Source organism: Streptomyces sp. NPDC054887, from assembly GCF_053610585.1.
Genome location: NZ_JBSGYQ010000003.1, coordinates 170,067 through 196,445, shown reverse-complemented (window position 1 = coordinate 196,445; position 26,379 = coordinate 170,067). Strand labels below are relative to the sequence as shown.

23 protein-coding genes are annotated in these 26,379 nt (G+C 71.6%); 5 read left to right on the top strand and 18 right to left on the bottom strand.

What is annotated here, in order from left to right; all coding sequences use genetic code 11:
* Positions 1–81: 81 nt before the first annotated feature.
* From ffh to nsdA, 5 genes are all read right to left on the bottom strand, one after another.
* Entirely contained in the window at positions 82–1,632 is a 1,551-nt protein-coding gene (gene ffh / locus ACWGH0_RS03280; protein ID WP_453402392.1) for a signal recognition particle protein, read from the bottom strand.
* A gap of 89 nt (positions 1,633–1,721) precedes the next feature.
* Entirely contained in the window at positions 1,722–4,202 is a 2,481-nt protein-coding gene (locus tag ACWGH0_RS03275) for a [protein-PII] uridylyltransferase (RefSeq protein WP_453402391.1), read from the bottom strand.
* 32 nt (positions 4,203–4,234) lie between these two features.
* Positions 4,235–4,573 (bottom strand): P-II family nitrogen regulator, encoded by a 339-nt coding sequence (locus tag ACWGH0_RS03270; RefSeq protein WP_453402390.1) that lies wholly within the window; start codon positions 4,571–4,573, stop codon positions 4,235–4,237.
* The gene (locus tag ACWGH0_RS03265; protein WP_453402389.1) at positions 4,570–5,934 is read right to left on the bottom strand and encodes an ammonium transporter; all 1,365 of its coding nucleotides are present in this window, start codon (positions 5,932–5,934) and stop codon (positions 4,570–4,572) included. Before ACWGH0_RS03265 ends, ACWGH0_RS03270 begins: the two co-directional genes overlap by 4 nt.
* A 341-nt stretch (positions 5,935–6,275) precedes the next feature.
* Positions 6,276–7,751, bottom strand: coding sequence for a transcriptional repressor NsdA (gene nsdA, locus ACWGH0_RS03260; protein WP_453402388.1), 1,476 nt, complete (start codon positions 7,749–7,751; stop codon positions 6,276–6,278).
* 426 nt (positions 7,752–8,177) lie between these two features.
* Here nsdA and ACWGH0_RS03255 point away from each other — a divergent pair, with 426 nt between their 5' ends.
* On the top strand, positions 8,178–8,849 hold the full coding sequence (locus ACWGH0_RS03255; protein ID WP_453402387.1) for a bifunctional DNA primase/polymerase: 672 nt from the start codon (positions 8,178–8,180) through the stop codon (positions 8,847–8,849).
* A gap of 76 nt (positions 8,850–8,925) precedes the next feature.
* On the opposite strand, the gene ftsY is transcribed toward ACWGH0_RS03255, so the two are convergent.
* Positions 8,926–10,149 (bottom strand): signal recognition particle-docking protein FtsY, encoded by a 1,224-nt coding sequence (gene ftsY / locus ACWGH0_RS03250; protein ID WP_453402386.1) that lies wholly within the window; start codon positions 10,147–10,149, stop codon positions 8,926–8,928.
* Between the two features lie 154 nt (positions 10,150–10,303).
* Between ftsY and ACWGH0_RS03245 the strand changes: the two genes are divergently transcribed.
* The gene (locus tag ACWGH0_RS03245; protein WP_453402385.1) at positions 10,304–11,764 is read left to right on the top strand and encodes a cytosine permease; all 1,461 of its coding nucleotides are present in this window, start codon (positions 10,304–10,306) and stop codon (positions 11,762–11,764) included.
* Between the two features lie 69 nt (positions 11,765–11,833).
* Positions 11,834–12,814, top strand: coding sequence for an LLM class flavin-dependent oxidoreductase (locus tag ACWGH0_RS03240; RefSeq protein WP_453402384.1), 981 nt, complete (start codon positions 11,834–11,836; stop codon positions 12,812–12,814).
* Between the two features lie 40 nt (positions 12,815–12,854).
* On the opposite strand, the gene ACWGH0_RS03235 is transcribed toward ACWGH0_RS03240, so the two are convergent.
* The 4 genes from ACWGH0_RS03235 to ACWGH0_RS03220 all read right to left on the bottom strand — a co-directional run bounded on the left by ACWGH0_RS03235 (position 12,855) and on the right by ACWGH0_RS03220 (position 19,351).
* On the bottom strand, positions 12,855–14,273 hold the full coding sequence (locus ACWGH0_RS03235; RefSeq protein ID WP_453402383.1) for a sugar porter family MFS transporter: 1,419 nt from the start codon (positions 14,271–14,273) through the stop codon (positions 12,855–12,857).
* Between the two features lie 205 nt (positions 14,274–14,478).
* On the bottom strand, positions 14,479–18,279 hold the full coding sequence (locus ACWGH0_RS03230; protein ID WP_453402382.1) for an AAA family ATPase: 3,801 nt from the start codon (positions 18,277–18,279) through the stop codon (positions 14,479–14,481).
* Positions 18,280–18,481: 202 nt separating this feature from the next.
* Positions 18,482–18,697 (bottom strand): hypothetical protein, encoded by a 216-nt coding sequence (locus tag ACWGH0_RS03225; RefSeq protein WP_028814575.1) that lies wholly within the window; start codon positions 18,695–18,697, stop codon positions 18,482–18,484.
* A 372-nt stretch (positions 18,698–19,069) separates the two neighbouring features.
* Positions 19,070–19,351 (bottom strand): acylphosphatase, encoded by a 282-nt coding sequence (locus ACWGH0_RS03220; protein ID WP_453402381.1) that lies wholly within the window; start codon positions 19,349–19,351, stop codon positions 19,070–19,072.
* A gap of 144 nt (positions 19,352–19,495) precedes the next feature.
* On the opposite strand from ACWGH0_RS03220, the gene ACWGH0_RS03215 reads away from it, so the two are divergent.
* The gene (locus ACWGH0_RS03215) at positions 19,496–20,428 is read left to right on the top strand and encodes a CAP domain-containing protein (RefSeq protein WP_453402380.1); all 933 of its coding nucleotides are present in this window, start codon (positions 19,496–19,498) and stop codon (positions 20,426–20,428) included.
* 111 nt (positions 20,429–20,539) lie between these two features.
* Here ACWGH0_RS03215 and ACWGH0_RS03210 read toward each other — a convergent pair whose 3' ends face one another.
* Positions 20,540–20,809, bottom strand: coding sequence for a hypothetical protein (locus ACWGH0_RS03210; RefSeq protein ID WP_453402379.1), 270 nt, complete (start codon positions 20,807–20,809; stop codon positions 20,540–20,542).
* 132 nt (positions 20,810–20,941) lie between these two features.
* Here ACWGH0_RS03210 and ACWGH0_RS03205 point away from each other — a divergent pair, with 132 nt between their 5' ends.
* Positions 20,942–21,343 carry a winged helix-turn-helix transcriptional regulator gene (locus tag ACWGH0_RS03205; protein ID WP_453402378.1) on the top strand — a complete coding sequence of 134 codons (402 nt, stop codon included), beginning with the start codon at positions 20,942–20,944 and terminating at the stop codon, positions 21,341–21,343.
* Here the strand turns inward: ACWGH0_RS03205 and mutM are convergent.
* The 7 genes from mutM to rsmD form a co-directional block, all read right to left on the bottom strand.
* Positions 21,316–22,200: a bifunctional DNA-formamidopyrimidine glycosylase/DNA-(apurinic or apyrimidinic site) lyase gene (gene mutM, locus ACWGH0_RS03200; protein WP_453402377.1), complete on the bottom strand. Its 885-nt coding sequence runs from the start codon at positions 22,198–22,200 to the stop codon at positions 21,316–21,318. The genes ACWGH0_RS03205 and mutM overlap by 28 nt on opposite strands.
* 69 nt (positions 22,201–22,269) lie before the next feature.
* On the bottom strand, positions 22,270–23,094 hold the full coding sequence (gene rnc, locus ACWGH0_RS03195; protein ID WP_453402376.1) for a ribonuclease III: 825 nt from the start codon (positions 23,092–23,094) through the stop codon (positions 22,270–22,272).
* 19 nt (positions 23,095–23,113) lie between these two features.
* On the bottom strand, positions 23,114–23,287 hold the full coding sequence (rpmF, locus tag ACWGH0_RS03190) for a 50S ribosomal protein L32 (protein WP_003965982.1): 174 nt from the start codon (positions 23,285–23,287) through the stop codon (positions 23,114–23,116).
* A 2-nt stretch (positions 23,288–23,289) separates the two neighbouring features.
* Positions 23,290–23,931: a YceD family protein gene (locus tag ACWGH0_RS03185; RefSeq protein WP_453402400.1), complete on the bottom strand. Its 642-nt coding sequence runs from the start codon at positions 23,929–23,931 to the stop codon at positions 23,290–23,292.
* A gap of 138 nt (positions 23,932–24,069) precedes the next feature.
* Positions 24,070–25,137, bottom strand: coding sequence for an ATP synthase F0 subunit B (locus ACWGH0_RS03180; protein WP_453402375.1), 1,068 nt, complete (start codon positions 25,135–25,137; stop codon positions 24,070–24,072).
* 97 nt (positions 25,138–25,234) lie between these two features.
* Positions 25,235–25,714, bottom strand: coding sequence for a pantetheine-phosphate adenylyltransferase (gene coaD, locus ACWGH0_RS03175; RefSeq protein ID WP_453402374.1), 480 nt, complete (start codon positions 25,712–25,714; stop codon positions 25,235–25,237).
* 26 nt (positions 25,715–25,740) lie between these two features.
* Entirely contained in the window at positions 25,741–26,325 is a 585-nt protein-coding gene (rsmD, locus tag ACWGH0_RS03170) for a 16S rRNA (guanine(966)-N(2))-methyltransferase RsmD (RefSeq protein ID WP_453402373.1), read from the bottom strand.
* Between the last annotated feature and the right edge of the window lie 54 nt (positions 26,326–26,379).

The window sequence follows — 26,379 nt, the reverse complement described above, 5'->3', positions numbered from 1 at the left end:
CTCCGGCAAGGAGGGGCGCCCGCGGCGCTGTGTGCGTACGACCGGGTGTGCCGGTCCGCCGAGTCCTGGAGACGGCGGGTGTCAGCCCATGAACTTCTTGAACTCGTCGGGCAGTTCGAAGTCCTTGGCGCCCTGACCGGCCGGCAGTCCCAGCGCGCCGCCGGCCTGCGCGGCCTGCTCGCGGCGCTCGGCCGCTGCCTGCTCCTCGAGCTTGCGCTTCATCGGGTTGCCGCTCTTGCGCTTGCCCTTGGCCTGCTTCTGCTGCTTCTTCTGGCGGCCGGGGCCGCCGCCCATGCCCGGGATCCCCGGCATGCCGGGCATGCCGCCGCCCTGCGCCATCTTCGACATCATCTTGCGGGCCTCGAAGAACCGCTCCACGAGGTTCTTCACCGCGCTGACCTCGACGCCCGAGCCCTTGGCCACGCGCGCGCGGCGCGAGCCGTTGATGATCGTCGGGTCCTGGCGCTCGGCGGGGGTCATCGACTTGATGATCGCGGCCGTGCGGTCCACGTCGCGCTCGTCGATGTTGGCGATCTGCTCCTTGATCTGCCCCATGCCGGGCATCATGCCGAGCAGCTTGGAGATGGAGCCCATCTTGCGGACCTGTTCCATCTGGGCCAGGAAGTCGTCGAGCGTGAACTCCTTGGGGCCCTTCGCCAGCTTGGCCGCCATCGCTTCGGCCTCTTGCTGGCTGAAGGTCTGCTCGGCCTTCTCGATCAGCGACAGCATGTCGCCCATGCCGAGGATGCGCGACGCCATGCGGTCCGGGTGGAACGCGTCGAAGTCGTCCAGCTTCTCGCCGTTGGAGGCGAACATGATCTGGCGGCCGGTGACCTGCGCGATCGACAGGGCGGCGCCACCGCGGGCGTCGCCGTCGAGCTTGGAGAGCACCACGCCGTCGAACCCGACGCCGTCGCGGAACGCCTCGGCGGTGTTGACCGCGTCCTGACCGATCATCGCGTCGACGACGAACAGGACCTCGTCGGGGCTGACGGCGTCGCGGATGTCCGCGGCCTGCCGCATCAGCTCCTGGTCGATGCCGAGGCGGCCGGCGGTGTCGACGATGACGATGTCGTGCAGCTTGTTCTTCGCGTACTCGACCGAGTCCTTGGCGACCTTGACCGGGTCGCCGACGCCGTTGCCCGGCTCGGGCGCGTACACCGCGACACCCGCGCGCTCGGCGACGACGCTGAGCTGGTTGACGGCGTTGGGGCGCTGGAGGTCGCAGGCGACGAGGATCGGGGAGTGGCCCTGGCCCTTGAGCCACAGGCCGAGCTTTCCGGCGAGGGTCGTCTTACCGGCGCCCTGGAGGCCGGCGAGCATGATGACGGTGGGCGGGTTCTTGGCGAACCGCAGCCGGCGGGTCTCGCCGCCGAGGATGCCGATGAGCTCCTCGTTGACGATCTTGATGACCTGCTGGGCGGGGTTCAGCGCCTGCGAGACCTCGGCCCCGGCGGCGCGTTCCTTGATCTGCTTGATGAACGCCCGGACGACGGGCAGCGCGACATCCGCTTCGAGCAGCGCGATACGGATCTCACGTGCCGTGGCGTCGATGTCTGCCTCGGAAAGGCGGCCCTTGCCCCGGAGGTTCTTGAATGTCGCTGCGAGGCGGTCGGAAAGAGTATCGAACACGGCGGTCGCGAATCCTCGGGTCAGGGGGCGGGTGGACACAGATGCCCCCAGGGTATCTGCCCGTCCGCGGTGGGGGCCGCCCCCTTCCCCTACCGCAGCGCGGCCTCAAGCGCCGTCGCCACCTCGGCCGCCTCGGTGTCCGGCAGCGGGGCGCCGTCGGTCCCTGTGACGTAGAACGCGTCGACCGCGTTCGCCCCCAGGGTCGAGACGTGCGCGCTGCGCACCCGTACCTTCGCCGCCTCCAGCGCGTGACCGATGCGGTGCAGCAGCCCGGGGGCGTCCTGGGCGCGCACCTCGATCACCGTCGCGAGGCGGGAGCCGGCGGGGGCGACCGTGACGCGGGGCGGCGGGGCCTGGGCGCCCCGGCGGCGCGGGTTGCGCTCGTACGCCCGCTCCCGCTCCGCAAGGCGGGCGGGGATGTCCAGCGAGCCGTCCAGGGCGCGTACGAGGTCCGCCCGCAGCCGGGCGGCCTGCGGAAGCGCCCCGTACTCGGCCGCCACCCGCCAGTCGAGCAGCAGGACGCCGCCGACCTCCGCCGGGCCGTCGCCGGCCACCTGGCCGGGCAGTTCGGCGGCCCGCAGTTCGGCCGTGCGTACGGTCAGCCGGTGCATGGCCAGTACGCCGGCCACGGCGGGCAGGACACCGGACTGGTCCGGTACGGCGATCAGCAGTTCGACGCCCAGGGGCTCCGGCTCCTCCCCCGCCTCCTCCCCGTGCGCCTCCGGCTGGGCGCGCAGCGACAGGACCGGCCCGCCGGTGCGGTACGCCTCGATGGCCAGGCGTTCCTGCTCGGCGCTGGGGGCGGCGGGTTCCGGGGCGGCCGGTTCGGCGCCCGCGAGGACGGCGGCGACGCGCCCGACGAGGTCGGTGACGAGCGAGGCGCGCCAGGTGGACCAGGCGGCGGGCCCGGTGGCCAGGGCGTCCGCCTCGGTGAGGGCGTGCAGGAGTTCCAGGGTGCCGGTCGATCCGACGGCGTCGGCGACCGCGCTGACGGTCGCCGGGTCGTCGAGGTCGCGCCGGGTCGCGGTCTCGACGAGCAGGAGGTGGTGGCGTACGAGCGTGGCGATCACGGCCACGTCCGCGCGGTCGAAGCCGATGCGGGTGGCGACGTCGCGGGCGATGATCTCGCCGGCCACCGAGTGGTCGCCGGGCCAGCCCTTGCCGAAGTCGTGCAGCAGGGCGGCGGTCAGCAGCAGATCGGGGCGGTGCACGCGGCGGGTGAGCGCGGAGGCCCGGACGGCCGTCTCGACCAGGTGCCGGTCGACGGTCCAGGTGTGGACGGGGTTGCGCTGGGGGCGGCAGCGGACCCGCTCCCAGTCGGGCAGCAGCCGCGTGATGAGTCCCTCCGCCTCCAGCGCCTCCCACACGGCGACGGTCGCCTCGCCCGCGCCGAGCAGGGTGACGAGTTCCTCGCGCGCCTCGGCGGGCCACGGCACCGGCAGCGGGCGCGCCACGGCGGCCAGGCGGCGTACGGCGTGCAGCGAGACCGGCAGCCCCGACTGGGCCGCCGCGGCGGCGGCGCGCAGCGGGAGCACCGCGTCGCGCTCGGGCCGCGCGGTGCGGGCGAGGACCACCTCGCCGTCCTGTTCGACGACGCCCTCCGCGAGCGGGGTGCGTTCGGGCGCGGTCTTGCCGCCGAGCATGGCGCGCAGCCTGGGCCGCACGGACCGGGCGCGCAGGACGCGGTTGACCTCGCGCCAGGTGACGTCACCGGCGTACGTGATGGTGCGCGCCGCCTCGTACACCTCACGCAGCAGCGTGTCGGCGTCGAGCAGCCCGAGCGCCTCGGCCACCTGGTCCTGCTCCTGGAGGGCGAGGCGGTCGGTGGCGCGCCCGGTGGTCAGGTGCAGTGCGTCGCGTACGTCGAGGAGCCGGCGCCGCGCCGCGTCGAGACCCTCGCGCGGGGCGTCGGCCAGCCAGGAGGCGGCGACGGCGCGCAGCACGGTGGCGTCGCGCAGGCCGCCGCGCGCCTCCTTCAGGTCGGGTTCGAGGAGGTACTGGAGTTCGCCCTGCCGCGCTGCCCGGTCCTGGCACAACTCGTGGAGTTCGGGCAGCCGCTTGGGCGCGAGGTTGCGCCAGTCGGCCAGTACGGCGGTCCGCAGCCCGGCGGTGACTCCGAGGTCGCCCGCGATGTGCCGGGCGTCGAGGAGGCCGAGGTGGACCTTGAGGTCCTCGCCGGCGGTCTTGCGCGCCTCGGCGGGGGTGCGCACGGAATGGTCGAGCGCCAGGCCCAGGTCCCACACCGGGTACCAGACCCGGTCGGCCAGGGCGGCGATCGCGCCGCTGTCGGCGCGGCCGTCGTGCAGGAGCAGCAGGTCGAGGTCGCTGCGCGGCGACAGTTCGCCGCGGCCGTAGCCGCCGACGGCGACGAGCGCCGCGCCGCGCACCCCCGCTTCGCGGGCCGCGGTGCTGAACAGCGCCTCCAGCCAGTCGTCGGTCAGCCGCGCGAGGCCGGCGCGGCGCGACGGCCCGGACCGCGACTCCTCCTGGAGGAGTCGCAGCCGGGCCGCCGCGTAGCCGCTGGGTCCCGAGTCGTCGGACGGTTCGGTGGTCACTCTTGCGCTCGTCACCCAGCAGCTCCCGTTTTCGCCGTGCGGTCAGGTCAGAGGGCGTCCGGGCCGCGTTCGCCGGTCCGGACCCGGACCGCCGTCTCGACCGGCACGCTCCACACCTTGCCGTCGCCGATCTTGCCGGTGCGGGCGGCCTTCACCACCACCTCGATGAGCTGTTCGGCGTCACTGTCCTCGACCAGCACCTCGATCCGGATCTTCGGTACGAGATCGACCGTGTACTCGGCGCCCCGGTAGACCTCGGTGTGGCCGCGCTGGCGGCCGTATCCGCTGGCCTCGGTGACGGTGAGTCCCTGGACTCCGAAGCCCTGGAGGGCCTCCTTGATCTCGTCGAGCCGGTGCGGCTTGACGACCGCGGTGATGAGCTTCATGCGTCCACCTTCTTGTTCTGCGTCGCGGCGCCGGCCCTGTCGGTGGGGCCGGGGGCGGGTGCGGCCGTGCGGGAGGCCGAACCGCCGCCCGCTCCGCTGAAGTCGTACGCGGTCTCGGCGTGCTCGACCTGGTCGATGCCGGAGACCTCGTCGTCCTCGGGGACCCGCATGCCCATCACCTTGTCGATGACGAAGGCGAGGAGTGCGGAGACCACCAGAGAGTAGGCCAGTACCGCGAAGACGCCCACGGCCTGCTTGCCGAGCTGGTCGAACCCGCCGCCGTAGAGGAGGCCCTTGGCGTCGGACTGCACGCCGCCGGTGGCGAAGAGACCGACGAGGAGGGAGCCGACGACACCGCCGACGAGGTGGACACCGATGACGTCCAGCGAGTCGTCGTAACCCAGCTTGTACTTCAGGCCGACGGCCATGGCGCACAGCAGACCGGCGATCGCGCCGACGGCGATCGCGCCGAGCGGGCTGACCGCGCCGCCCGCCGGGGTGATGGCCACGAGTCCCGCGACGGCGCCGGACGCGGCGCCCAGGGTGGTGAACGAGCCGTGCCGGATCTTCTCGTACGCCAGCCAGGCGAGCATGGCGGCGGCGGTGGCCACCTGGGTGTTGAGGAACATCACGGCGCCGACGCCGTCGTCGTTGCCCAGCCAGGAGCCGGCGTTGAACCCGAACCAGCCGAACCACAGGAGCCCGGCGCCCAGCATCACCAGGGGCAGGCTGTGCGGGCGCATCGGGTCCTTCTTGAAGCCGACGCGCTTGCCGATGACCAGGATGACGCCCAGCGCGGCGGCGCCGGCGTTGATGTGGACGGCGGTGCCGCCCGCGAAGTCGATGACGCCCATCTCGAAGAGCCAGCCGCCGGAGCCCCACACCCAGTGCGCGACCGGGAAGTAGACGACGGTGACCCAGAGGGTGACGAACAGCGTCCAGGCGGTGAACTTCACGCGGTCGGCCAGGGCGCCGCTGATCAGGGCGGGGGTCAGGATGGCGAACATCAGCTGGAAGACGGCGAACACGTACACCGGGATGGTGTAGCCGTCCCAGAGTTCGGTGACTCCGATGTCGCCCAGTCCGACGTACTCGGACGACCAGCCGATGACCGAGCCGACGTCGGAGCCGAAGGCGAGGCTGAAGCCGTACAGCACCCAGAGGATGGTGACGATCCCGAGGCTGATGAAGCTCATCATCAGCATGTTGAGGGTGGACTTGACGCGGACCATGCCTCCGTAGAAGAAGGCCAGGCCCGGCGTCATCAGCATCACCAGGGCGGAACAGATGAGCATGAAGCCGGTATTGGCGGCAGACAGTTCGATCTTGTCTGCGGCAAGCGTCGTGATGCCTGGAGGCATCGGCGTCTCCTCGTCGTCGGTGCGGCCCGTGCGGGGGCGGAGCCTGTTGGCCTGTTCGGCAGCAAAGGGGTGCGCCGCTATAGGCCACGAGGTTGACGCAGCACGGTTTCGGCCAGTGCCGCTCGATGTTTCGCACCCATGACGAAGAGGTCGTGCGTGTTACGTGCGGGTGAACCGCGGGACTGGGCGCCGGACGGCCGTTATCGTGTCGCAATCATCGGTCGCGACGGGCACAAGACCGGCCGCGACGGCCACCCGGTTGACCTGGCGCGGGGGAGCCGAGTCGGGCTTCACGGGGTGGCTGTCGCGGCCGGCGTCTGTGGTGGCCGCCCGAAGGGCCCTCAGACCGCTTCCGCGGCTTCGGGCAGCTGGGCGGCGAGCTGGTCGGTGAGGTCGACGACCTGGGCGACGTCGCCGAAGTCCCTGGCGGCGGTGTCGACCGTCTTGCGCAGCCGCGTGTTGACGCGCTCCGAGCGGACCCGCCGGGCGACGCCCAGGGCCTTCTCGGCCAGTACGACGGACTGCTCGGGCTCGCGCTTGAGCAGGTGCACGGTGGCCATGCCGATGAGGTTCAGTGCGTACGAACGCTGGTGCTCCTCGTCCTTGCCGAAGAGCTCGACGGCGCGCTCCATGACGGGCTCGGAGAGCGAGGCGTACGTGGGGCTGCGGCCGGCCACGTAGGCCAGGTCGCGGTACGAGTGGGCGTTCTCGCCGTTGAGCTCGGCCTCGGAGAAGAAGCGGATCCAGTCGGGCTCGGGCTCGCCGTCGAGACCGGCGTCGGAGAAGGTGTCCTCGGCCATCCGCACGGCCCGCTTGCACTTGCTGGGCTGCCCGATGTTGGCGTAGGCCCGGGCCTCCATCGCATACAGCATCGCCTGGGTGCGGGGCGTGGCGCAGTCGCGGCTGCCGTACTGGGCGAGGTGGATGAGCTCCAGCGCGTCGTCGGGACGGCCGAGGTGGATCATCTGGCGGCTCATGCTGGACAGGACGTACGAGCCGAAGGGCTTGTCGCCCGCCTCCTTCGCGGCGTGCAGCGCGAGGACGAAGTACTTCTGCGCGGTGGGCTGGAGGCCCACGTCGTAACTCATCCAGCCGGCCAGCTCGGCCAGCTCGGCGGCGCACTTGAAGAGCCGCTTGGAGGTGGCCTCGGGCTGCGGTTCCTGGAGCAGGTCCGTCACTTCGTGCAGCTGTCCGACGACCGCCTTGCGCCGCAGCCCGCCGCCGCACTGGGCGTCCCACTGGCGGAACATCACGGTCGTCGACTCCAGCAGGTCGAGCTCGGGCCTGGACAGCCGCGACGGCCGCCGGGACGATCCGGCCGGCTCGGGGCGGCGGGGCTCCCCGGCGGGCGAGGGGACGAGCCAGCGCTGCATGGGTTCGATGAGGGCGGGTCCCGCGGCGAGGGCGAGGGAGGTGCCGAGGAAGCCCCGGCGGGCGAGCATGAGGTCGCTGCGCGAGAACTCGCTGAGCAGGGCGACCGTCTGCGGGCCCGCCCAGGGCAGGTCGACGCCGGACACCGAGGGTGACTGGTGGGCGGTGCGCAGCCCGAGGTCCTCGACGGCGACGACGCTGCCGAAGCGCTCGGAGAACAGCTCGGACAGGATGCGCGGGATCGGCTCGCGGGGCTGTTCGCCGTCCAGCCAGCGGCGGACCCGCGAGGTGTCCGTGCTGATGTGGTGCGCGCCCATCTGGCGGGCCCTGCGGTTCACCTGACGCGCGAGCTCGCCCTTGGACCAGCCGCTGCGCACGAACCACGAGCCCAGCTGCTCGTTCGGGCGCTTCCCAGCGTTCGTACCGCCTGCGCCACTGCCGCCCACTGGAACGCCCCCATCCCGCCGAAGTCTCTTTGCCCGAACCCCTGACAGAATGCCGTGAGTTGCGGCCTGTTGTCCCCGGGATGCAGCCCTCGAACAGGAAACCGGCTTGCCTCCGGCATACCCACACGCGCGGTTATTCCGGGGTTCGTGTACCGAAAGTAATCCTACGATCACCCCTCCGGCCATGGCGATTCCACAATCGCCACCATTCGCCACCCCAACGAATGAACTCCCCTGCCGCCAGGCGCGATTCACTTGACATACGCCGATGGGGAGTCGGTGGAGCGGTGTGCGCCGGGGCGCTCGGTCCTGCCCGCACCACCTCCTACGACACTGTGCGCCGTGCGGACCACCTCGACGGCAGCGGAGCGTAACGACTTGACTCCAGGTCGTAACCACCGGCGCACCGGACCCGTTGGAGGGGGCATGGGCTTCACGATCGGCCGCGAGACACGGTCCGGCGCACGGCGCCGCGGCCGCATGCCGGACTGCACGACGGTGGCCGAGTACACCGGCCTCTGGGGCTGGGCGGTCGTGCCCGGCGCCAGAGCGGCCTCCGGCGGCGCGGCGGGTTCCGGAGCGCGGGCCTGCTCGTGCGGCGACACGTCCTGCCGGGCGCCCGGCGCCCATCCGCTGGACTTCGCGTCCGAGGTGCCGGCCGGCGCCACCCTCGACGAGGTCGCCGGAGCCTGGTCCGACTTCCCCGGCGCGGCGGTGCTGCTCCCCGTGGGCCGTACGTTCGACGTCATCGAGGTCGCCGAGGCCGCGGGGCGCCGGGCGCTCGTACGGCTGGAGCGGATGGGACTGCCGCTGGGCCCGGTGGCCGGGACGCCGGACGGCCGGGCCCAGTTCTTCGTCGCCCCCGGGGCCGCCGCGGAGCTGCCCCACCTCCTGTACCGGATGGGCTGGGACGACGCCGACCTCGACCTGCGGGGGCGCGGTCCCGGCGACCACCTCGTCGCGCCGCCGTCCGACCTGGGCGGCCTCGGCCCGGTCCGCTGGCTCCGTCCGCCGTCCCTGGACACGGCGCAGGCCCCGCCGCCGGCCCGGCTGCTGCTGGGGACGCTGGCGTACGTGGCCCACCGCTCACCGGCGTGACGGCGCGGCCACCCGCACGAACGCCGGGCGGGCCCCCGTGGGGAGCCCGCCCGGCGTTCGCGTACGACGTGTCGGTCTAGTCGCCGATCAGGGCGTCGACGAACGCCTCCGGCTCGAACGGCGCCAGATCGTCGGGGCCCTCGCCCAGGCCGATCAGCTTCACCGGTACGCCCAGCTCGCGCTGCACGGCGATGACGATGCCGCCCTTCGCGGTGCCGTCCAGCTTCGTCAGCACGATGCCGGTGATGTCCACGACCTCCGCGAACACCCGCGCCTGCACCAGACCGTTCTGCCCGGTCGTCGCGTCCAGGACGAGCAGCACCTCGTCGAGGGGGCCGTGCTTCTCCACGACGCGCTTGACCTTGCCCAGCTCGTCCATGAGCCCGGCCTTGGTGTGCAGCCGGCCGGCCGTGTCGATGAGCACGACGTCCGCGCCCTCGGCGATACCTTCCTTCACCGCGTCGAAGGCGACCGACGCGGGGTCGCCGCCCTCGGGGCCGCGCACGGTACGCGCGCCGACCCGGTCGCCCCAGGTCTGGAGCTGGTCGGTGGCCGCCGCGCGGAACGTGTCCGCCGCGCCCAGGACCACGCTGCGGCCGTCGGCCACCAGTACGCGGGCGAGCTTGCCGGTGGTGGTGGTCTTTCCGGTGCCGTTGACGCCGACGACCATGACGACGCCGGGGATGTCGGCGGCGCTCTCGGTCTTCACCGCGCGGTCCATGCCGGTGCCGAGCAGGTTCAGCAGCTCCTCGCGGAGCAGGCCGCGCAGCTCCTGGGGCGTACGCGTGCCGAGCACCCGTACCCGCTCCCGCAGGCGCTCGACCAGTTCCTGGGTGGGGGCCACGCCGACGTCCGCGGTGAGCAGGGTGTCCTCGATCTCCTCCCAGGTGTCCTCGTCGAGGTGCTCGCGGGAGAGCAGGGTCAGCAGGCCCTTGCCGAGGGTGTTCTGCGAGCGGGCGAGCCGGGCGCGCAGCCGCACCAGGCGGCCGGCGGTGGGCTCGGGGACCTCGATCTCGGGCGCGACGGGCTCGGCGACGACCGGGTCCTCGAGGGCGACGGGCTCCTCGACGGCGGTCGACGCGTCGGGGAGGTCCACCTCCTCGATGGTCCGGCGCGCCTCGTCGCGCGGTGGCGCCGCGTCCTCGCCGACGTGCGGTTCGGCGGGCGGGGCGGTGATGGTCGGCGTGGTCGGCGGCGCCTGCGGCGGCAGCTGCTTCTTCTTGCGGCTGCTGACCACGAGCCCGCTGATGGCGCCGATCGCGACCAGGGCGATGACTACAGCAAGGATGAGGATTTCCATAACTCACCCAGTATCAGCCACGCCCGTGTTCCAGCGGCTTCCTCGGACGATCGCACGACGGCCCGGGAGAGGATTTGGACCTTTTGGGGGGACCGTACGCCGGTGTGACCGTAAGATGCTGTTCGTTCCCCCCACCCCCGCACGGAGTTCCACCATGCCTGAAACGTCCGCCCCCGAGTCCGAGGGCGCGATAGAGACCCGCGGCCTCGAGCCCGTTCCCGACGACGAGCGCTCGGGCCGCGTCCGTGAACTGTTCCCGACCTGGGTCGCCGCCAACATCAGCGTGCTCCTGCTCACCATGGGCGCCGGCCTGGTGGTCTTCAACCGCCTGAACATCTGGCAGGTCCTGGTCGTCGCGGTGGCCGCGCCCGTCGTCTCGTACGGGCTCACCGGTCTGATCTCGATCGCGGGCAAGCGCGGCGGGTCGCCCGGCATGGCGCTCTCCCGGGCGGTGTTCGGCCAGCGGGGCAATCTCTTCCCCGGCTCGCTGATCTGGGTGGCGCGCTGGGGCTGGGAGACGATCAACGCGGTGACCGGCGCCTATGCCGTGCTGACCGTGCTCGACCTGCTCTTCGGCATCAAGAGCAACACCCCTCTGATCGTCGTGACGCTGCTGCTCTTCGTCGGCTGCACGTTCCTCGTCTCGGGACTCGGCATCAACGCGCTGCGCCGGTGCAGCACCTGGTCGACGTACCTCTTCGGCGCCTTCAGCGTGCTCGTGCTGATCTACCTGATCGCCGGCACCGACTGGTCCGCCGTGTTCGCCAAGCCGGCCGGCTCCACCGCGATGATGATCGCGGGCATCGGCACGATCGCGGCCGGCGGCATCAGCTGGGTGCCCTCGGGGCCCGACTTCACCCGCTACCTGCCGCGTACCGCCTCGGGCGGGGGCATGGTCGCCGCCACCGTCGGCGGCGCGGGCGTCGTCGTCCTGCCGATGGTGCTCATGGGCGCGGTGATGGCCGTCAGCACGCCGGACCTGGCGTCGGCCAAGGACCCGGTGTCCTTCATCGGTGAACTGCTGCCGAGCTGGATCGCCGTTCCGTACCTGCTGATCGCCCTCATCGGCATGCTGCTCATCAACTCGATGTCGATGTACTCGGCCGGTTTCACCGCGCAGACGCTGGGCATCAACGTGCCGCGTGCCTGGGCGGTGAGTGTGAACGCGGTCATCAGCCTGGTCTTCGGTTTCCTGCTGATGGTCGTCGCGACGAGCTTCTTCGGCTCGTTCATCTCCTTCCTCACCCTGCTGGCCGTGGCGTTCTCGGCGTGGATCGGCGTCTTCGGGGTGGACATGCTGAGCCGGCGCACGTACGACGGCGAGGCGCTGATGGACACCACCCGCACCAGCGGCTACTGGTACCGCGGCGGTTTCGCCTGGCAGGCCATGACGGCGTGGGGGGTGGCGCTGGTGAGCGGTCTGCTCTTCACGAAGGTGGACTGGTTCACCGGGCCGCTGGCCGGTTCCTGGATCGGGCGCAACGGTCTGGGCTGGGCGGCGACCGTCGTCGTGGCCGGGCTGCTGTACGCGGCGCTGCCGAGGACGAAGGCCCCGGAGCCGGACACGGACGGGCAGCGGGCCGTCCGCGAGCCCGCCGGAAGCCTGTCCATCTGACGTCACGTCAACTAACGTCCCCCTTCGCCACACCGGCATCCGGCATCCGGCGGAGGGGGACGTTTCGTCATGGTCTTCACAGTGGTCCGCTTCAACCTCGTCGATCCGGACGCGACCCCCGCCGGCCACGCGGCCCGTTACCGCGCGGCGCTGGAGATGGCGGCGTACGCGGACGACCGCGGCGTCGACACGGTGCAGACCGAGGAGCACCACGGCACCGCGAACGGGTGGCTCCCCTCCCCGCTCGTCCTCGCCGGCGCGGTACTGGGCGCGACCCGGCGCATCGCGGTCACCGTCTCGGCGGTCGTCGGTCCCCTGTACGAGCCGTTGCGGCTGGCGGAGGACATCGCCGTACTCGACCTGATCGGCCGGGGGCGGCTGGTCACGGTGGCGGGCATCGGCTACCGGCCGGAGGAGTACGAGCAGCTCGGCGTCGAGTGGGAGCGGCGCGGCGCCCTCCAGGACGAGGTGCTGGAAACGCTGCTCCTGGCGTGGACCGGGGAGCCCTTTCCGTACCGCGGGCGGACCGTGCGCGTCACGCCGCGGCCGTACACCCAGCCGCATCCGACGCTGCTGGTCGGCGGATCGTCGCGGGCGGCGGCCCGGCGTGCGGCCCGGTTCGGGCTGCCGTTCTTCCCCAGCGCGCACCTGCCGGAGCTGGAGGCGTACTACCACGCGCAGCGGGCGGAGTTCGGAACCGAGGCAGGGCCGGGCTTCTGCATGATGCCGTCGGCCGGGACGGCGCTGCTGCACGTCTCGCGGGACCCTGACCGCACGTGGGCGCGGTACGGCGAGCACTTCCTGCACGAGGCGCAGACGTACGCCTCGTGGCAGTCGAAGGACATCAGGTCGGCCGTGCGTTCGCGGGCGACCACCGTCGAGGAGCTGCGCGGCGAGGGGGTCTACCGCGTCGTGACGCCGGACGAGTGCGCCGGGCTCGCGGCGGACAGTCTCGTCCTGCATCCGCTGTGCGGCGGGATGCCGGTCGACGAGGGCTGGCGCAGCCTCCAGCTGTTCTGTGAAGACGTACTGCCCCGGCTCAACGGGTGAGCCGGGGCAGTGCCGTGTTCGAGGAGAGGGGCAGCGGGGATTAGCCCATCTCCTCCAACGCCTTGCCCTTGGTCTCCTTCACGAACTTGAGCACGAAGGGGATCGAGAGCACGGCGAAGAATGTGTAGATCATGTACGTCCCCGAGAGGTTCCACTCGGAGAGGCTCGGGAAGCTCGCGGTGATCGCCCAGTTGGCGATCCACTGCGCGGAGGCGGCGACGCCGAGCGCGGCGGCGCGGAGCCGGTTGGGGAACATCTCGCCGAGGAAGACCCAGACCACGACACCCCACGAGAGGGCGAAGAAGAGGACGAACACGTGGGCGGCGATCAGAGCGACGATGCCCTGGGTGTGCGGCAGCTTGCCGTCGACCAGGTCGGCGGAGAAGGCCCACGCCTCGAAGGCCAGGGCGAGCGCCATGCCGGTCGAGCCGATGAGCGCGAGCGGCCTGCGGCCGATCCGGTCGACGAAGATCATGGCGATCACGGTGCCGATGATGTTGATGATCGACGTGGTGAACGAGTAGAAGAACGAGTCGCTCGGGTTGATGCCGACCGACTGCCACAGCGTCGCGGAGTAGTAGAAGGCGACGTTGATGCCGACGAGCTGCTGGAAGACCGAGAGGCCGATGCCGACCCAGACGATGGGCAGGAAACCGAAGCGGCTGCCGAGCAGGTCCTTGAACGTGGACTTGTGCTCGCTGCGCATCGCGTTCTCGATCTCGGTGACGCGCAGGTCGAGGTCGACGTTCTTGCCTTCGACGTCGGCCAGGATCGCCTTCGCCCTGTCCACCTTGCCCACGGAGATCAGGAAGCGCGGGGACTCCGGGATGGCGAAGGACAGCAGGCCGTACAGCACCGCCGGGACCACCATGACGCCGAGCATGACCTGCCATGCCTCGATGCCGAGCAGTTCGCCGCGCTGGTCGCCGTCGGCGAGGTTGAGGATGCCCCAGTTGACAAGCTGGGAGACCGCGATGCCGATGACGATCGCCGCCTGCTGGAAGGAGCCGAGGCGTCCGCGGTACGCCGGCGGGGCGACCTCGGCGATGTAGGCGGGGCCGATGACGGAGGCCATGCCGATGGCGATGCCGCCGAGCACCCGCCAGAAGGCGAGGTCCCACAGGGCGAAGGGGAGCGCGGAGCCGACGGCGCTGATCGTGAACAGCGCGGCCGCGATCTGCATGACGCGGATACGGCCGATGCGGTCGGCGAGGCGGCCCGCGGTGGCGGCGCCGATGGCGCAGCCGATCAGGGCGATGGCGATGACCTGGGCCAGGGTCGCGGACCCCACGTCGTACTTGCCCCGGATGCCCTCGACGGCGCCGTTGATGACGGAACTGTCGTAGCCGAAGAGGAAGCCGCCCATCGCGGCTGCCGCCGTGATGAAGATGACGTGGCCGAGGTGGTCCGGGTGAGCCGCTCGGGCTCCGGACGCCGGTGGTTGCGCTGTGCTGGTCACATCAACTCCTGGTGCCTGGCCGCGTCGCCTGGCGTGGGGGGCAAGCACTTCAAGTGGGGCACAACATCGCGCCGCGCACCACTTGAAGGTAAAAACGACGTTGCCGAGACTATGCCTTCAGGTTTCGAAGTCAAGAGGTGGGGAACGTGAATTTTGTGGATGCAGCGTGTCGACTTGCGTTCAAGGCTTGAAGAGATGAGCCCGATCAGCGCAGACGCTGGCTGATGACCTTGGAGACGCCGTCCCCCTGCATGGAGACGCCGTACAGCGCGTCGGCGACCTCCATCGTCCGCTTCTGGTGAGTGATCACGATCAGCTGCGAGCTCTCCTGGAGCTCCTCCATGATCCGGATGAGCCGCTGGAGGTTGGTGTCGTCCAGCGCGGCCTCGACCTCGTCCATCACGTAGAACGGGCTCGGCCTGGCCTTGAAGATCGAGACCAGCATGGCCACCGCGGTGAGCGAGCGTTCGCCGCCGGACAGCAGGGACAGCCGCTTGACCTTCTTGCCCGGCGGCCGGGCCTCGACGTCCACCCCTGTGGTGAGCAGGTTGTCGGGATCCGTGAGGATCAGGCGCCCCTCGCCGCCCGGGAAGAGCCGTGAGAAGACGCCCTCGAACTCCCTCGCCGTGTCCCGGAACGCCTCGCTGAAGACCTGTTCCACACGCTCGTCGACCTCTTTGATCACCTGCATCAGGTCGGCGCGCGTCTTCTTCAGGTCTTCAAGCTGCTCGGAGAGGAACTTGTGCCGCTCCTCCAGCGCCGCGAACTCCTCGAGGGCCAGCGGATTCACCTTCCCGAGCTGCTGGTACGCCCGTTCGGCCGCCCGCAGCCGCTTCTCCTGCTCGGCTCGTACGAAGGGCCGCGGCTGGTTGCGGGGGTCCTGCGGATCGTCCGGGACGTCCTCCCCCTCGGCGGGCGGAGACGGCGGTACGGGCTGGTGGGGACCGTACTCCGCCACGAGTCCGGCCGGTTCTACGCCGAGCTCCTCCAGCGCCCTGGTCTCCAGCTGCTCGATGCGCAACCGCTTCTCGGCCCCGAGCACCTCGCCGCGGTGCACCGAGTCGGTCAGCTTGTCGAGTTCCGCCTTGAGGTCGCGGCCCCGGCCGCGCTCGGCCGCCAGTTCCCGCTCGCGGCCGGCCCTGTCCGCCTCGGCGGCGGCCCGCTCCTGGTCGGCCCGTACGAGCGAGACCTCGACGTGCGCCAGCAGACCGCGCGCACCGGACGCGACGGCGGCGGCCACCCGCGCCTCTTCGCGCAACCGGGCGCGCCGCTGCTCGGCGCGCGCGCGTGCCTCGCGCTCCGCGCGCGCCCCCCGGTCGAGGGCGTCGGCGCGCCCGGCGAGGCCCTTCACCCGCTCCTCGTGCGTGCGGACCTGGAGCCGGGCCTCCATCTCGGTCTGCCGGGCGTTGGCACCGTCGGCGGCGAGCCGGTCCCGCACCGAGGTGTCCGGCTCCTCCTCCAGGGGCGCCTCTTCCGCCACCAGCAGGCGCTCGGCGAGTTCCTCGGCCTCCTGGGCGGCCCGTTCCAGGGCTTCCTGGGCGCGGGCGGCCGCCGCGGCCGACCGTTCCGCCTCGCCCGCGGCGCCTCGGGCCTGGCCGGCGAGCCGCCCGAGCTGCTGGGCGACGCCGGACTTCTCCCGGTCGGCGGCGCGGCGGCGCTGCGCCAGCTCCTCGACGAGCGCGGCGCAGGCGTCGCGCCGCTCCCCCGCCCGGTGCTGCGCCGCCGCCAGCTCCTCGCACCGTACGGCCAGCTCCTCCAGCTCGGCGGCGGCCTCGTCCACGGAGGCCCGTACCTCCAGCAGGCTCGGCGCGCCCGCCGAACCACCGTGCGCGTAGTACGCCCCCAGGACGTCGCCCTCGGCGGTCACCGCGGTCAGGTGGGGGTGGGCCGTGACCAGGTCCTCGGCGTCCTCCAGCGTCCCGACGACGACCATGTCCCGGACGAGCCGCCGTACGGCCGGCATGAGCGCGGCGGGGCCGCGCACCAGTTCGGCGACCGGCGCCGGGGAGCCGCCGGCCGGCCGGGGCGCGGCCACGGCGACGGCCGCCCGGCCTGCCCCGGCTCCCCCGGCGACCGCTGCGGCGACGTCGCTCACGCCGGCAGCCGCCTCACCGCTCGGACCCGGCGCGCCACGTACGTCGGCTCCCTCGCTCCCGGGCACGCCCGCCTGCCCGGGGACCGCCCCGGGGCGCGCGGCGCCGGCCGCGTCCTCCGGTGACGCCCGCCCCGGCAACTCGGCCACGGGCACGCCGGGACCGGCCTCGGCGCCCGCGTCCGCGTCGTCACCGGGCCCGCTCAGCAGCAGCACCGCCCGGCCCGCGTCCTGTTTGCGCAGGAGGCGGATCGCCTCGGCCGCCGTGGCCGGGTCCCGTACCGCGATCGCGTCGGCCGCCGCGCCCAGCGCCGCCGCGACCGGCACCTCGAAGCCCGGGGCGACCGACAGGAGGTCCGCCGCCGGGCCGAGCAGCCCGGCCAGTGCGGGCCGTGCGGCGAGGAGCGCGCCCGTGCCGTCCTTGCGGCGCAGGCCCAGGGCCAGTGCGTCGTGCCGGGCGGAGGTCGCCGCCCGGCGGCGCTCGGCGGAGGTGACCGCCTCCCGGGCCGCCGTGAGCCCGGCCTCCGCCCCGGCCAGCTCCCGCCGGGCGGCTTCGTACTGGTCGGCGAGGTCGGATTCGCCCGCGTCCAGCCCGTCCACCTCGGCCTTGAGCTGCTCGTACTCCTCCTGTGCGGCTGCGGCGCGCTCCTGGGCGTCCCGGTGGGCGGCGGCCAGCCTGTCGATCTCCGCCTGCGCCGAACCCGCACGGCTGCGCGCCGCGTTGACCTGGCCGCTGAGCCGGGCGAGGCCCTCGCGCCGGTCGGCGATCGCGCGGGCCGCGTCCCTGAGCCTGCGCTCCTCCTCGGCGAGTTCGCGCTCCAGCTCGGCCCGGTGCCCGGAGGTGTCCTCCAGCGCCCGCCGCGCCGCCTCCAGCGCGGCTACGAGTTCCGCCTCCTGCTCCCGGACCCGTGCGGCCTCGCGTTCCATGTCCTCGGGGTCGCGCCCGCGCCGCTCCTCCTCCTGGGGGGCCGTCGCGCTCTTGACCCGGGCGTCGGCCAGCGACACCGTGCCGCGCACCCGTTCCGCCAGCTGCGACAGCTCGTACCACGTCTCCTGCGCCCGCTGGAGTCGCGGAGCGAGGCGGCGTACCGCGTCCTCCAGCTCCGCCTCCCGCGCGAGTGCCGCCCGGAGCTGGGCCTGGGCGGCGTCCTTGCGCTCCTTGAGCGCGGCCTCGTCGGCGATCTCCGCGCGCAGCGCCTCGCGCAGCCCGACCAGGTCGTCGGCGAGCAGGCGCAGCCGGGAGTCGCGCAGGTCGGCCTGGATGACGGCGGCCCGCCGCGCGACCGCCGCCTGCCGCCCGAGCGGCTTCAGCTGGCGTCGCAGTTCGCCGGTCAGGTCCTGTATGCGCGAGAGGTTCGCCTGCATCGCGTCGAGTTTCCGCAGCGCCTTCTCTTTGCGCTTGCGGTGCTTGAGCACGCCGGCGGCCTCCTCGATGAACGCTCTGCGTCCCATCGGATCGGCGTGCAGCACCGAGTCGAGCTGTCCCTGCCCGACGATGACGTGCATCTCGCGCCCGATGCCGGAGTCGGAGAGCAGTTCCTGGATGTCGAGCAGCCGGCAGGTGTCGCCGTTGATCTGGTATTCGCTGCCGCCGTTGCGGAACATGATCCGCGTAATGGTGACTTCGGCGTATTCGATGGGCAGCGCGCCGTCGGAGTTGTCGATGGTCAGGGAGACCTCGGCCCGGCCGAGCGGCGGCCGCCCGGTGGTCCCTGCGAAGATCACGTCTTCCATCTTGCCGCCGCGCAGGGACTTCGCCCCCTGCTCTCCCATCACCCACGACAGGGCGTCCACGACGTTGGACTTCCCCGAGCCGTTGGGGCCGACGACGCAGGTGATGCCCGGTTCGAATCGCAGCGTCGTGGCCGACGCGAAGGATTTGAAACCGCGGAGAGTCATGGCCTTGAGATGCACCGCCGCACTCTACCTTTCACCACCGGTTTCACCCATGAAGGTGCAGGGCACATCAGACGGTAAGGGAAGAGGTGTACACAGGGGCGGGAAAAAAGAAGGGACGCCGAAGCGTCCCTTGCAATGTCGTGCTGTTAGATCTTGAGCAGATCTCAAGCGGCTGATACGGACAGCCTGACGGGCTCGGATTCTCCTACGAGCCGTGTCAGGTGAGCGCAGGCTCCGCCTGGGGTACGTCGATGTCGATGCTGTCGAGCAGCGAATCTCCGCGGTGGTGAGCGGCGGCGCTCAGCGCGTCGTTCTCGGACTGAATCCGGTTGAGCTCGGACTCAAGATCCTGGACGCGCTGCTGAAGCCGTCGCATCTCGGCGAGGAGTCGCGGGTCGGAGCCGCCGACGTAACCGAGAAGCGCCTTTGCCATGATGGATGGTCCTCCACACTGAGTGACCGACCGAAGCGGTGGTGGGTCGTGAGGGAATCGCACCCGCGGTGCTTGTCATCTCTGTTGTTCTCAATGCCAAACAGCTAAGGTGCGCGGGGCTTCCAGAGTCTCACCAAAAAGTTTGACGGTCAACACGATCACGCCCCGTATCGCGGGGCAGCCCGGGGGCGCGCAGCCGCGTCATGCGCGGTGCCGCCTCATCTGCGGGGCCCTGGGGGCGTAGAGATCATCCGTACTCCGGCAGCTTTCCACGACAACTGTTTCTTGGCAACCACCAGGTCATTTCCGTCCCAGGCGCTTGCCACGGGCATGCGTGGAACGCGCCGGAGGCGCCCCCCGCACCGGAATTGATCAACGCATCGCGAAGCCGGTATAACCACCGCGCGGTGTGCCCCAGATCTCGGTCACACCGTCCACCCGCCCGGGAGTGTCGGCGGAGCGCAGCCAGTCCAGCAGACGGTGGCAATTCTCACGCGGGCCCTCGGCCACGACCTGCACCCGGCCGTCCTCCAGATTCAGCGCGAAGCCGTCGAGGCCGCCGATCTCCAAAGCGTTTGCCCTGGTGAACCAGCGGAAGCCCACTCCCTGTACTCGGCCGCGCACCCAGGCGGTGAGCCGTACATCTTCGTTCATGCCTGCACGCTAACGGGCCAATTGCACACGAGGCACTTCGCCCCCACGCGTCATGGCGTACAGTCCCGACGAAATAAAGCCTCACCCATTCGAGTGAGACGCATCGACGGACCACGTCGAGCAGGCACCAGGAAGGCACAGCAGATGGGACGCCATCGTCGCTCCGCCGCCGGACCCGTAGCAGCAGACCACGCGGACGCACCGGCAGGCCGGTACCAGACGGGTACGCGCCGCAGGAAGAAGCGGGCGGCGCCCGTGCGCACGGGGCTGCTCGGCGTCTCCGCCGCCGTGGCCCTGGGCGCCGTGGCCGTCACCTCCGGCGTACTTCCCGGCGGGGAGAACTTCTCGATCAGCGGCGGCTCGGGCGACCGGGTCAGCGCCGAGGGCGCGGCCGGCCTGGAGACGCAGGGCGGCAGCTCCGCGCGGCCCACGGACCGGGCGACGACCCCGGCCGCCCAGGACACCGACCGGGCCCACGCGCCGTCGAAGACCCCGTCGGCCAAGCCGTCCGAGCCCTCGAAGTCCGCGCCCAAGCCCTCCGCCGAGCCGTCCACGAAGCCGCCCCGGCGGGAGAGCGCCGACGACCGGCGCACCGAGAAGCCGGAGCCCCCGAAGACCACGCCGCCGCGGCGGGTCGTGCCCACCCCGTCCGTGAAGGTCCCCGAGACCGGCGGTGGGGACGACGCCGGCTCCGGCACCGCGACCGCCGCCGAGGCGGCCGTACTGAAGCTCGTCAACCAGGAGCGCGCGACGGCCGGCTGCTCCCCGGTACGGGCCGACAGGGCGCTCGGCGCGCTGGCCCAGGACTTCAGCGAGGACATGGCGACCCGCGGCTTCTTCGACCACACCGACCCCGACGGGGCGACCCCCTGGGACCGCGCCGAGAAGGCGGGCATCGACGGTCTCGGCGGCGAGAACATCGCACGCGGCCAGGCCGACGCCGAGGCCGTGATGGACGCCTGGATGAACAGCGCGGGCCACCGGGCGAACATACTGAACTGCGAATTCAAGACCCTGGGAGTAGGCGTGCACACGGCGCCGGGCGGCCCCTGGTGGACGCAGAACTTCGGTTTCTGAGTACACAGGTCGACACCGGCCCGACAGCGACAAGGCACAGCTCGGGCCGGGGCCGGCGCAGTCGAGTGCCGAAGCGATGAAGGCGCCGTCCGGGGCGGGGGCCGCGGCAGTTCAGGTGTGCGGCGCTCGCGTGTGCCGGTGACGGTGACGACGCGCGGTGAGTACGCAGGCGAGTACGCCGAGGCCCCAGGCGATCAGGAGAGCACCCCACAGCGGCATGGTCACCTCCGGGATGAGGAGGCGGATCCTGACGCTCGCGCGGTTCTCGAAGACGAAGACCAGCGTGACCGCGGTGATCAGGACGAACGGCATGAAGCGGCGGACACGGGGGCGGGAGAAGAACGGTGTGTGCGGCTTCTTGTCGGCGGTGGTCTGAGCCATGAGACGCCTCCCCATCACGTTGCCCTCGTTGTCGAGTCTCCTCTTCCGGCGTGTCGCCCGCGACCGAGGGGGCCGCACCCGGGCCACCCGAGCGCTTTCTCGCAGTTAGTGCTCCGGCGATATGCTGGCCGCATGGACGACACGGCGCAGGAGACCCGGGACGAGCCGGAGTTCGACGTGTTCTCCCGGGGCTGCCCCTCGCGCGGCACCCTGGAGGCCGTGACCGGGCGGTGGGGCGGTCTGACGCTGGGCGCGCTGCGCGCGAGCGGCACGCTGCGCTTCAGCGAGCTGCGCCGCCGGGTGGACGGCGTGAGCGAGAAGATGCTGTCCCAGACGCTGCACGCGCTGGAGCGCGACGGGCTCGTCAGCAGGCACGCCCAGCCGACCAATCCCCCGCGCGTCGACTACGAGCTGACGCCGCTGGGCCAGGAGGTCGCCGGACGGCTGCTGGCCCTGATCGAGCTGGTGGAGGGGCGCATGCCGCAGGTGCTGAGCGCGCGGGCCCGTTACGACGAGACGCGCGGCGGACGCTGACAGCGGGGGCAGAAGTAACTGGAGCGGTTCATCCAGGGCCGCCTGCGCATCGCGGTGCCGCAGCGCCGGCAGGGCTCGTCCTCGCGCCCGTACGCGTCCAGGGACCGCTCGAAGTAGCCGGACTCGCCGTTCACGTTGACGTACAGGCTGTCGAAGCTGGTGCCGCCGACGGCCAGCGCGGCGCTCATCACGTCCCGCGCGTGGCCGAGGAGCTCGGCCGCCCGGGGGCGCGTGAGGGTCGCGGTGGGGCGCTCGTAGTGCAACCGCGCGCGCCACAGCGCCTCGTCCGCGTAGATGTTGCCGACGCCGCTGATCAGTGACTGGTCGAGCAGCGCGCGCTTGACCGTCGTACGGCGCAGGCGCAGGGCGGCGAAGAAGGCGTCGTCGTCGAAGGCCGGGTCCAGCGGGTCGCGCGCGATGTGCGCGATGACGTCGGGGAGTCCGTCCGGCGCGTTGTCGTGCAGCGAGAGCCCGCCGAAGGTGCGCTGGTCGACGAAGCGCAGCTCCGTGCCGGGGCCGCCCGGGGCGAAGTCGTGGCCGGAGTCCGTGAAGCGGACGCGGATGCGCAGGTGCTTCTCGTCGGGGGCGGTTACGGGCCGTACGAGGAGCTGACCGCTCATCCCGAGGTGGCCGAGGACGGAGGCGGCGGTGTCTTCGAGCGGCAGCCACAGGTACTTGCCCCTGCGGCGCGCGGCCCCGATGCGGTGCCCCTGGAGACGGGCGGCGAAGTCCTCGCCGCCGGCGAGGTGACGGCGTACGGCCCGGGGGTGCAGGACCTGCACCTCGGCGACGGTACGGCCGGTGACCCAGCGCTCCAATCCGCGTCGTACGACTTCGACTTCGGGGAGTTCGGGCACGTCAGCAGCATACCTCTGTGCCCCCTGCCGGATTCCGGCAGGGGGCACAGAGGACGGTGCTCGGGCGGGTCAGGCGCCGGCCTGGGCCGACTCCGTGGCCTCGTCGGCCGTGGCCGTCACGGGGGTCGCCTCGGCGACGGCCGGGGCCGCCGCCGCGCGTGCGTCCGCGTCCGCGCGAATCGCGCGCCACGCGGACTCCGCCGCCTGCTGTTCCGCTTCCTTCTTGCTGCGGCCGGTGCCGGTGCCGTACGAGACACCACCGACGCGGGCAGCAGCAGTGAAGGTCTTCTCGTGGTCCGGTCCGGTCTCCGATACGAGGTACTCGGGAACGCCGAGGCCCTCGCTCGCGGTGAGCTCCTGGAGACTGGTCTTCCAGTCCAGGCCCGCACCGAGGCTCGAAGACTTCTCGATCAGCGGATCGAAGAGCCGGTGCACCAGTTCCGATGCGGCTCCGAGACCCTGGTCGAGATAGACCGCGCCGATCACCGCTTCGAGGGTGTCGGCGAGGATGGATGCCTTGTCCCTGCCACCCGTGCCCTCTTCGCCCCGGCCGAGCCGGATGAAGGAGCCGAGTTCGAGGCCGCGGCCCACCTCCGCGAGTGCACGAGAGTTGACCACCGCGGCCCGCAGTTTGGCCAGCTGGCCTTCCGGCAGATCGGGGTGGGTCCGGTACAGCGTGTCCGTGACCACCAGGCCGAGCACGGAGTCCCCGAGGAACTCCAGACGCTCGTTGGTGGGCAGGCCGCCGTTCTCGTACGCGTACGAACGGTGGGTCAGCGCGCGCACCAGAAGGGCGGACTCGAGCTGATACCCGAGCCGCCCTTCCAGAAGCGTGTGGGACGAGGCCGTGTTCTCCGCCGGCTTCTTGGCGTTGTCCGCCTTGGCGTCAGACATCGTGCCTCTCACCAGCCGCTCAGACCTCGAGGACCTGGCGCTTGTTGTACGTGCCGCAGCTCGGGCACGCGATGTGCTGGAGCTTCGGCTCCTGGCAACGCTCACACGAAACCAGGGTGGGGACCGCAGCCTTCCACTGCGACCGGCGGTGGCGCGTGTTGCTGCGCGACATCTTCCGCTTCGGAACAGCCACGGCTACTTCTCCTGCTTCTCGTCGACGCCCGACTCGGCGGCGTCGCCAATGTTGTCCTTCTCGCCGTCCTGGTTGGTCCCGGCGAGTCCTTGCAGTGCCGCCCATCGAATGTCGACGGCGTCATGGTTGTGATCGGGATTCTCGTCCAGCCTGATCCCGCACTGCGGGCACAGGCCGGGGCAGTCCTCCCGGCACACCGGCTGCATCGGCAGTGCGAGCACCACCGCATCACGCAGCACGGGCTCGAGGTCGAAAAGACCGTCCTCGAGGTAGAGCCTGTCCTCGTCGTCCTCGTCGTCGTCGGCCGGTTCCGCTTTGGAGCGGCCCCGGTCATCGGCGGCAGGGTACGAGAACATCTCCTGGAAGTCCGCTGCAACGTCCAGCTCCAGCGGCTCCAGACACCTTACGCACTCCCCCTCGGCCGTCGCACGGGCGGTGCCTGTGACGAGCACCCCTTCCATGACGGATTCGAGGCGGAGCCTGAGTTCCACCGGTGCGCCCTGGGGCACTCCGATGACCCCGTCGAGACCGAGGTCCTTGGGGGCGCCCACCGAGCGGGTCAGCCGCTGGAGCGCACCGGGACGCCGGCCCAGCTCGTGTGTGTCGAACACGAGGGGGTTGCGGTGGTCGAGGTGGGCGTTCAGGGGACTTCCTGCTTTCGGATCGTGTGGTGGGCCGCCGTGTCGCCGTCGCGGAACGCGAAGCGGGCAGCCGTGATCGCGGGCATACGCGCGACCGAAGAGCCAGGATACTTGACGCTTCGCTCAGGGCCCAATCGGCGGCTAGCGCCCCTGTTCGTACTCCCGCAGCCGGTCGAGATCGATCATGCCGGTGTCGAACAGGCTGGTCTCGTCGAGCCCGCCCTGCTGCTGCGGCACGTGCCCGCCCGGCTGCGGCTGCCCGCCGTAGCCCTGGCTCTGGCCCTGGTCGTAGCCCTGCTGCTGGTACGCGTAGGGGTCCTGCTGGTAGGCGTACGGATCGGGCTGCTGGGCGGCGTACGGGTCCTGGGGCTGCTGGTACGCGTAGGGGTCCTGCTGCTGCGTCGGCTGCTGGTAGGCGTACGGGTCGTACGGCTGCTGCGCGGGGATCTGCGGGGGCTGCGGCTGCTCGGGCGCCGGCGCGGCCGCGTGCGGCTCGGCCAGGTCGGCGAGGAAGTCCGCGTCGCTGGTGTGCTGCCGGCCCGCCTCGTCCTGGGCCAGCATGTGCGCGCCGAGCTCGTCCGTCGCCACCCGTCCGTGCAGCTTCTGCCGGCCGCGGCCGACCGCTTCGAGGGTCTTGGAGAGCACGGCCTCGAAGGCGCCGAGCTTGGTGTCGACGTACTCGTCCGCGCGCTGCCTGAGGGTCTCCGGGTCGTGGCTGCGCTCCGGGGCCTCCTCGTCGGCGTACCCCTGGTCGTCGAGCCCGGGGCCCCGGCCCAGCAGCTTCTCGCGGCCGCGGTCGACGGAGCCGAGGGTCTTGGTGAGGACGACCTCGAAGTTCGCCAGCTTGGAGTCGACGTACTCGTCGGCCTCGGCGCGGATCTCCTCCGCGTCGCGGCGGGCCTCGGCGAGGATGCGGTCGGCCTCCTCCTGGGAACGGCGGGCGACCTCCGTGCCGGAGATGAGGGAAGCGCGCTCGGCGTGGGCCGACTCGATGATCCGCTCGGCCTCCTGGCGGGCCTGCTCGGCCATCTGCTGGTGGCCGCCGATGAGCTCCTGGGCCTGCGCGAGGGAGCCGGGCAGGGCCTGGCGCACCTCGTCGAGCATCGAGAGCAGATCGGCGCGGTTGACCACGCACGAGGCCGACATGGGCATGGACCGGGCGCTGCCGACCGCCTCGACGATCTCGTCGAGCTTCTTCTGCACGTCCACCGTGTGCTCGCCACCTGTTCTTCCGGCTGGAGACGGACGGGACGACTGTACGGGCAGTGGGCCCCGGTCCGACACCTGGTGACGCTCCGTCAGGTCGTCACTTCTTCGACAGGCGCTCGGTGAGCGCGCCGAGCACCCTCGGGGGGACCAGGTGGGAGACGTCGCCGCCCCAGGCCGCGACCTCCTTGACCAGGCTGGAGGAGAGGAAGCTGTAGGTGGGGTTGGTGGGGACGAACAGGGTCTCGACGCCCGAGAGGCCGTTGTTCATCTGGGCCATCTGGAGCTCGTAGTCGAAGTCGCTGACCGCGCGCAGGCCCTTCACGATGGCCGGGATGTCGCGCTGCTTGCAGAAGTCGACGAGGAGGCCGTGGAAGGCCTCGACCTGGACGTTGCCGAATTCGGCGGTGATCTCGCGGATCAGGTCGATCCGCTCCTCCACGGTGAACAGCCCCTGCTTCGACTGGTTGATCATCACCGCGACGTGTACGACGTCGTACAGCTTGGAGGCGCGGGCAATGATGTCGAGATGTCCATTGGTGATCGGGTCGAATGACCCGGGACAGACTGCGCGGCGCATCGGTGGTCCCTCGCTCTCCGGTCCGGTCATCGTGCGTCTTCGCACGTAGAGGCGGCGCGACCGTACCAAAGCGTGCCCTCGCCGTAGCGACGGGCCCGCAGGGGTTCGAATCCCGTGGGCCAGTTGAACGCTCCACCTCTTGTGCTGCGCTCCACGGTGGCGACGGCGTCGCCCGCTAGCCAGCCCTGAGTGCGGAGTGTGAGGAGGATCTCCCGAAGATCGTCGTCGGTGACGGCGTACGGCGGGTCGAGGAACACCACGTCGTACGGCGTCTCGGGCGCCGGACCTGTCACGATCTGCTCCGCTTTGCCCGACCGGACTTCGGCGCCCGGCAGGCCGAGCGTGCGGACGTTGTCCCGGACCGTGCGCGCGGCCCGGCTGTCGGCCTCGACCAGCAGGGCGTGGGCGGCTCCGCGCGACAGCGCCTCCAGTCCCACGGCGCCGGAGCCGGCGTACAGGTCGGCCACGCGGATGCCCTCCAGCGTGCCGAGCAGCGACTGCCAGGTGGAGAACAGGCCCTCGCGCGCGCGGTCGGATGTGGGGCGGGTGCCGTTGCCCGGCGGGACGGCCAGGCGGCGTCCGCCGGCCGTGCCGGCGATCACGCGGGTCATGGGTGTCGGTTCCTAGGGTCGTGGGGCCGGGACGGGGGTGCGCTGATGCTGCTC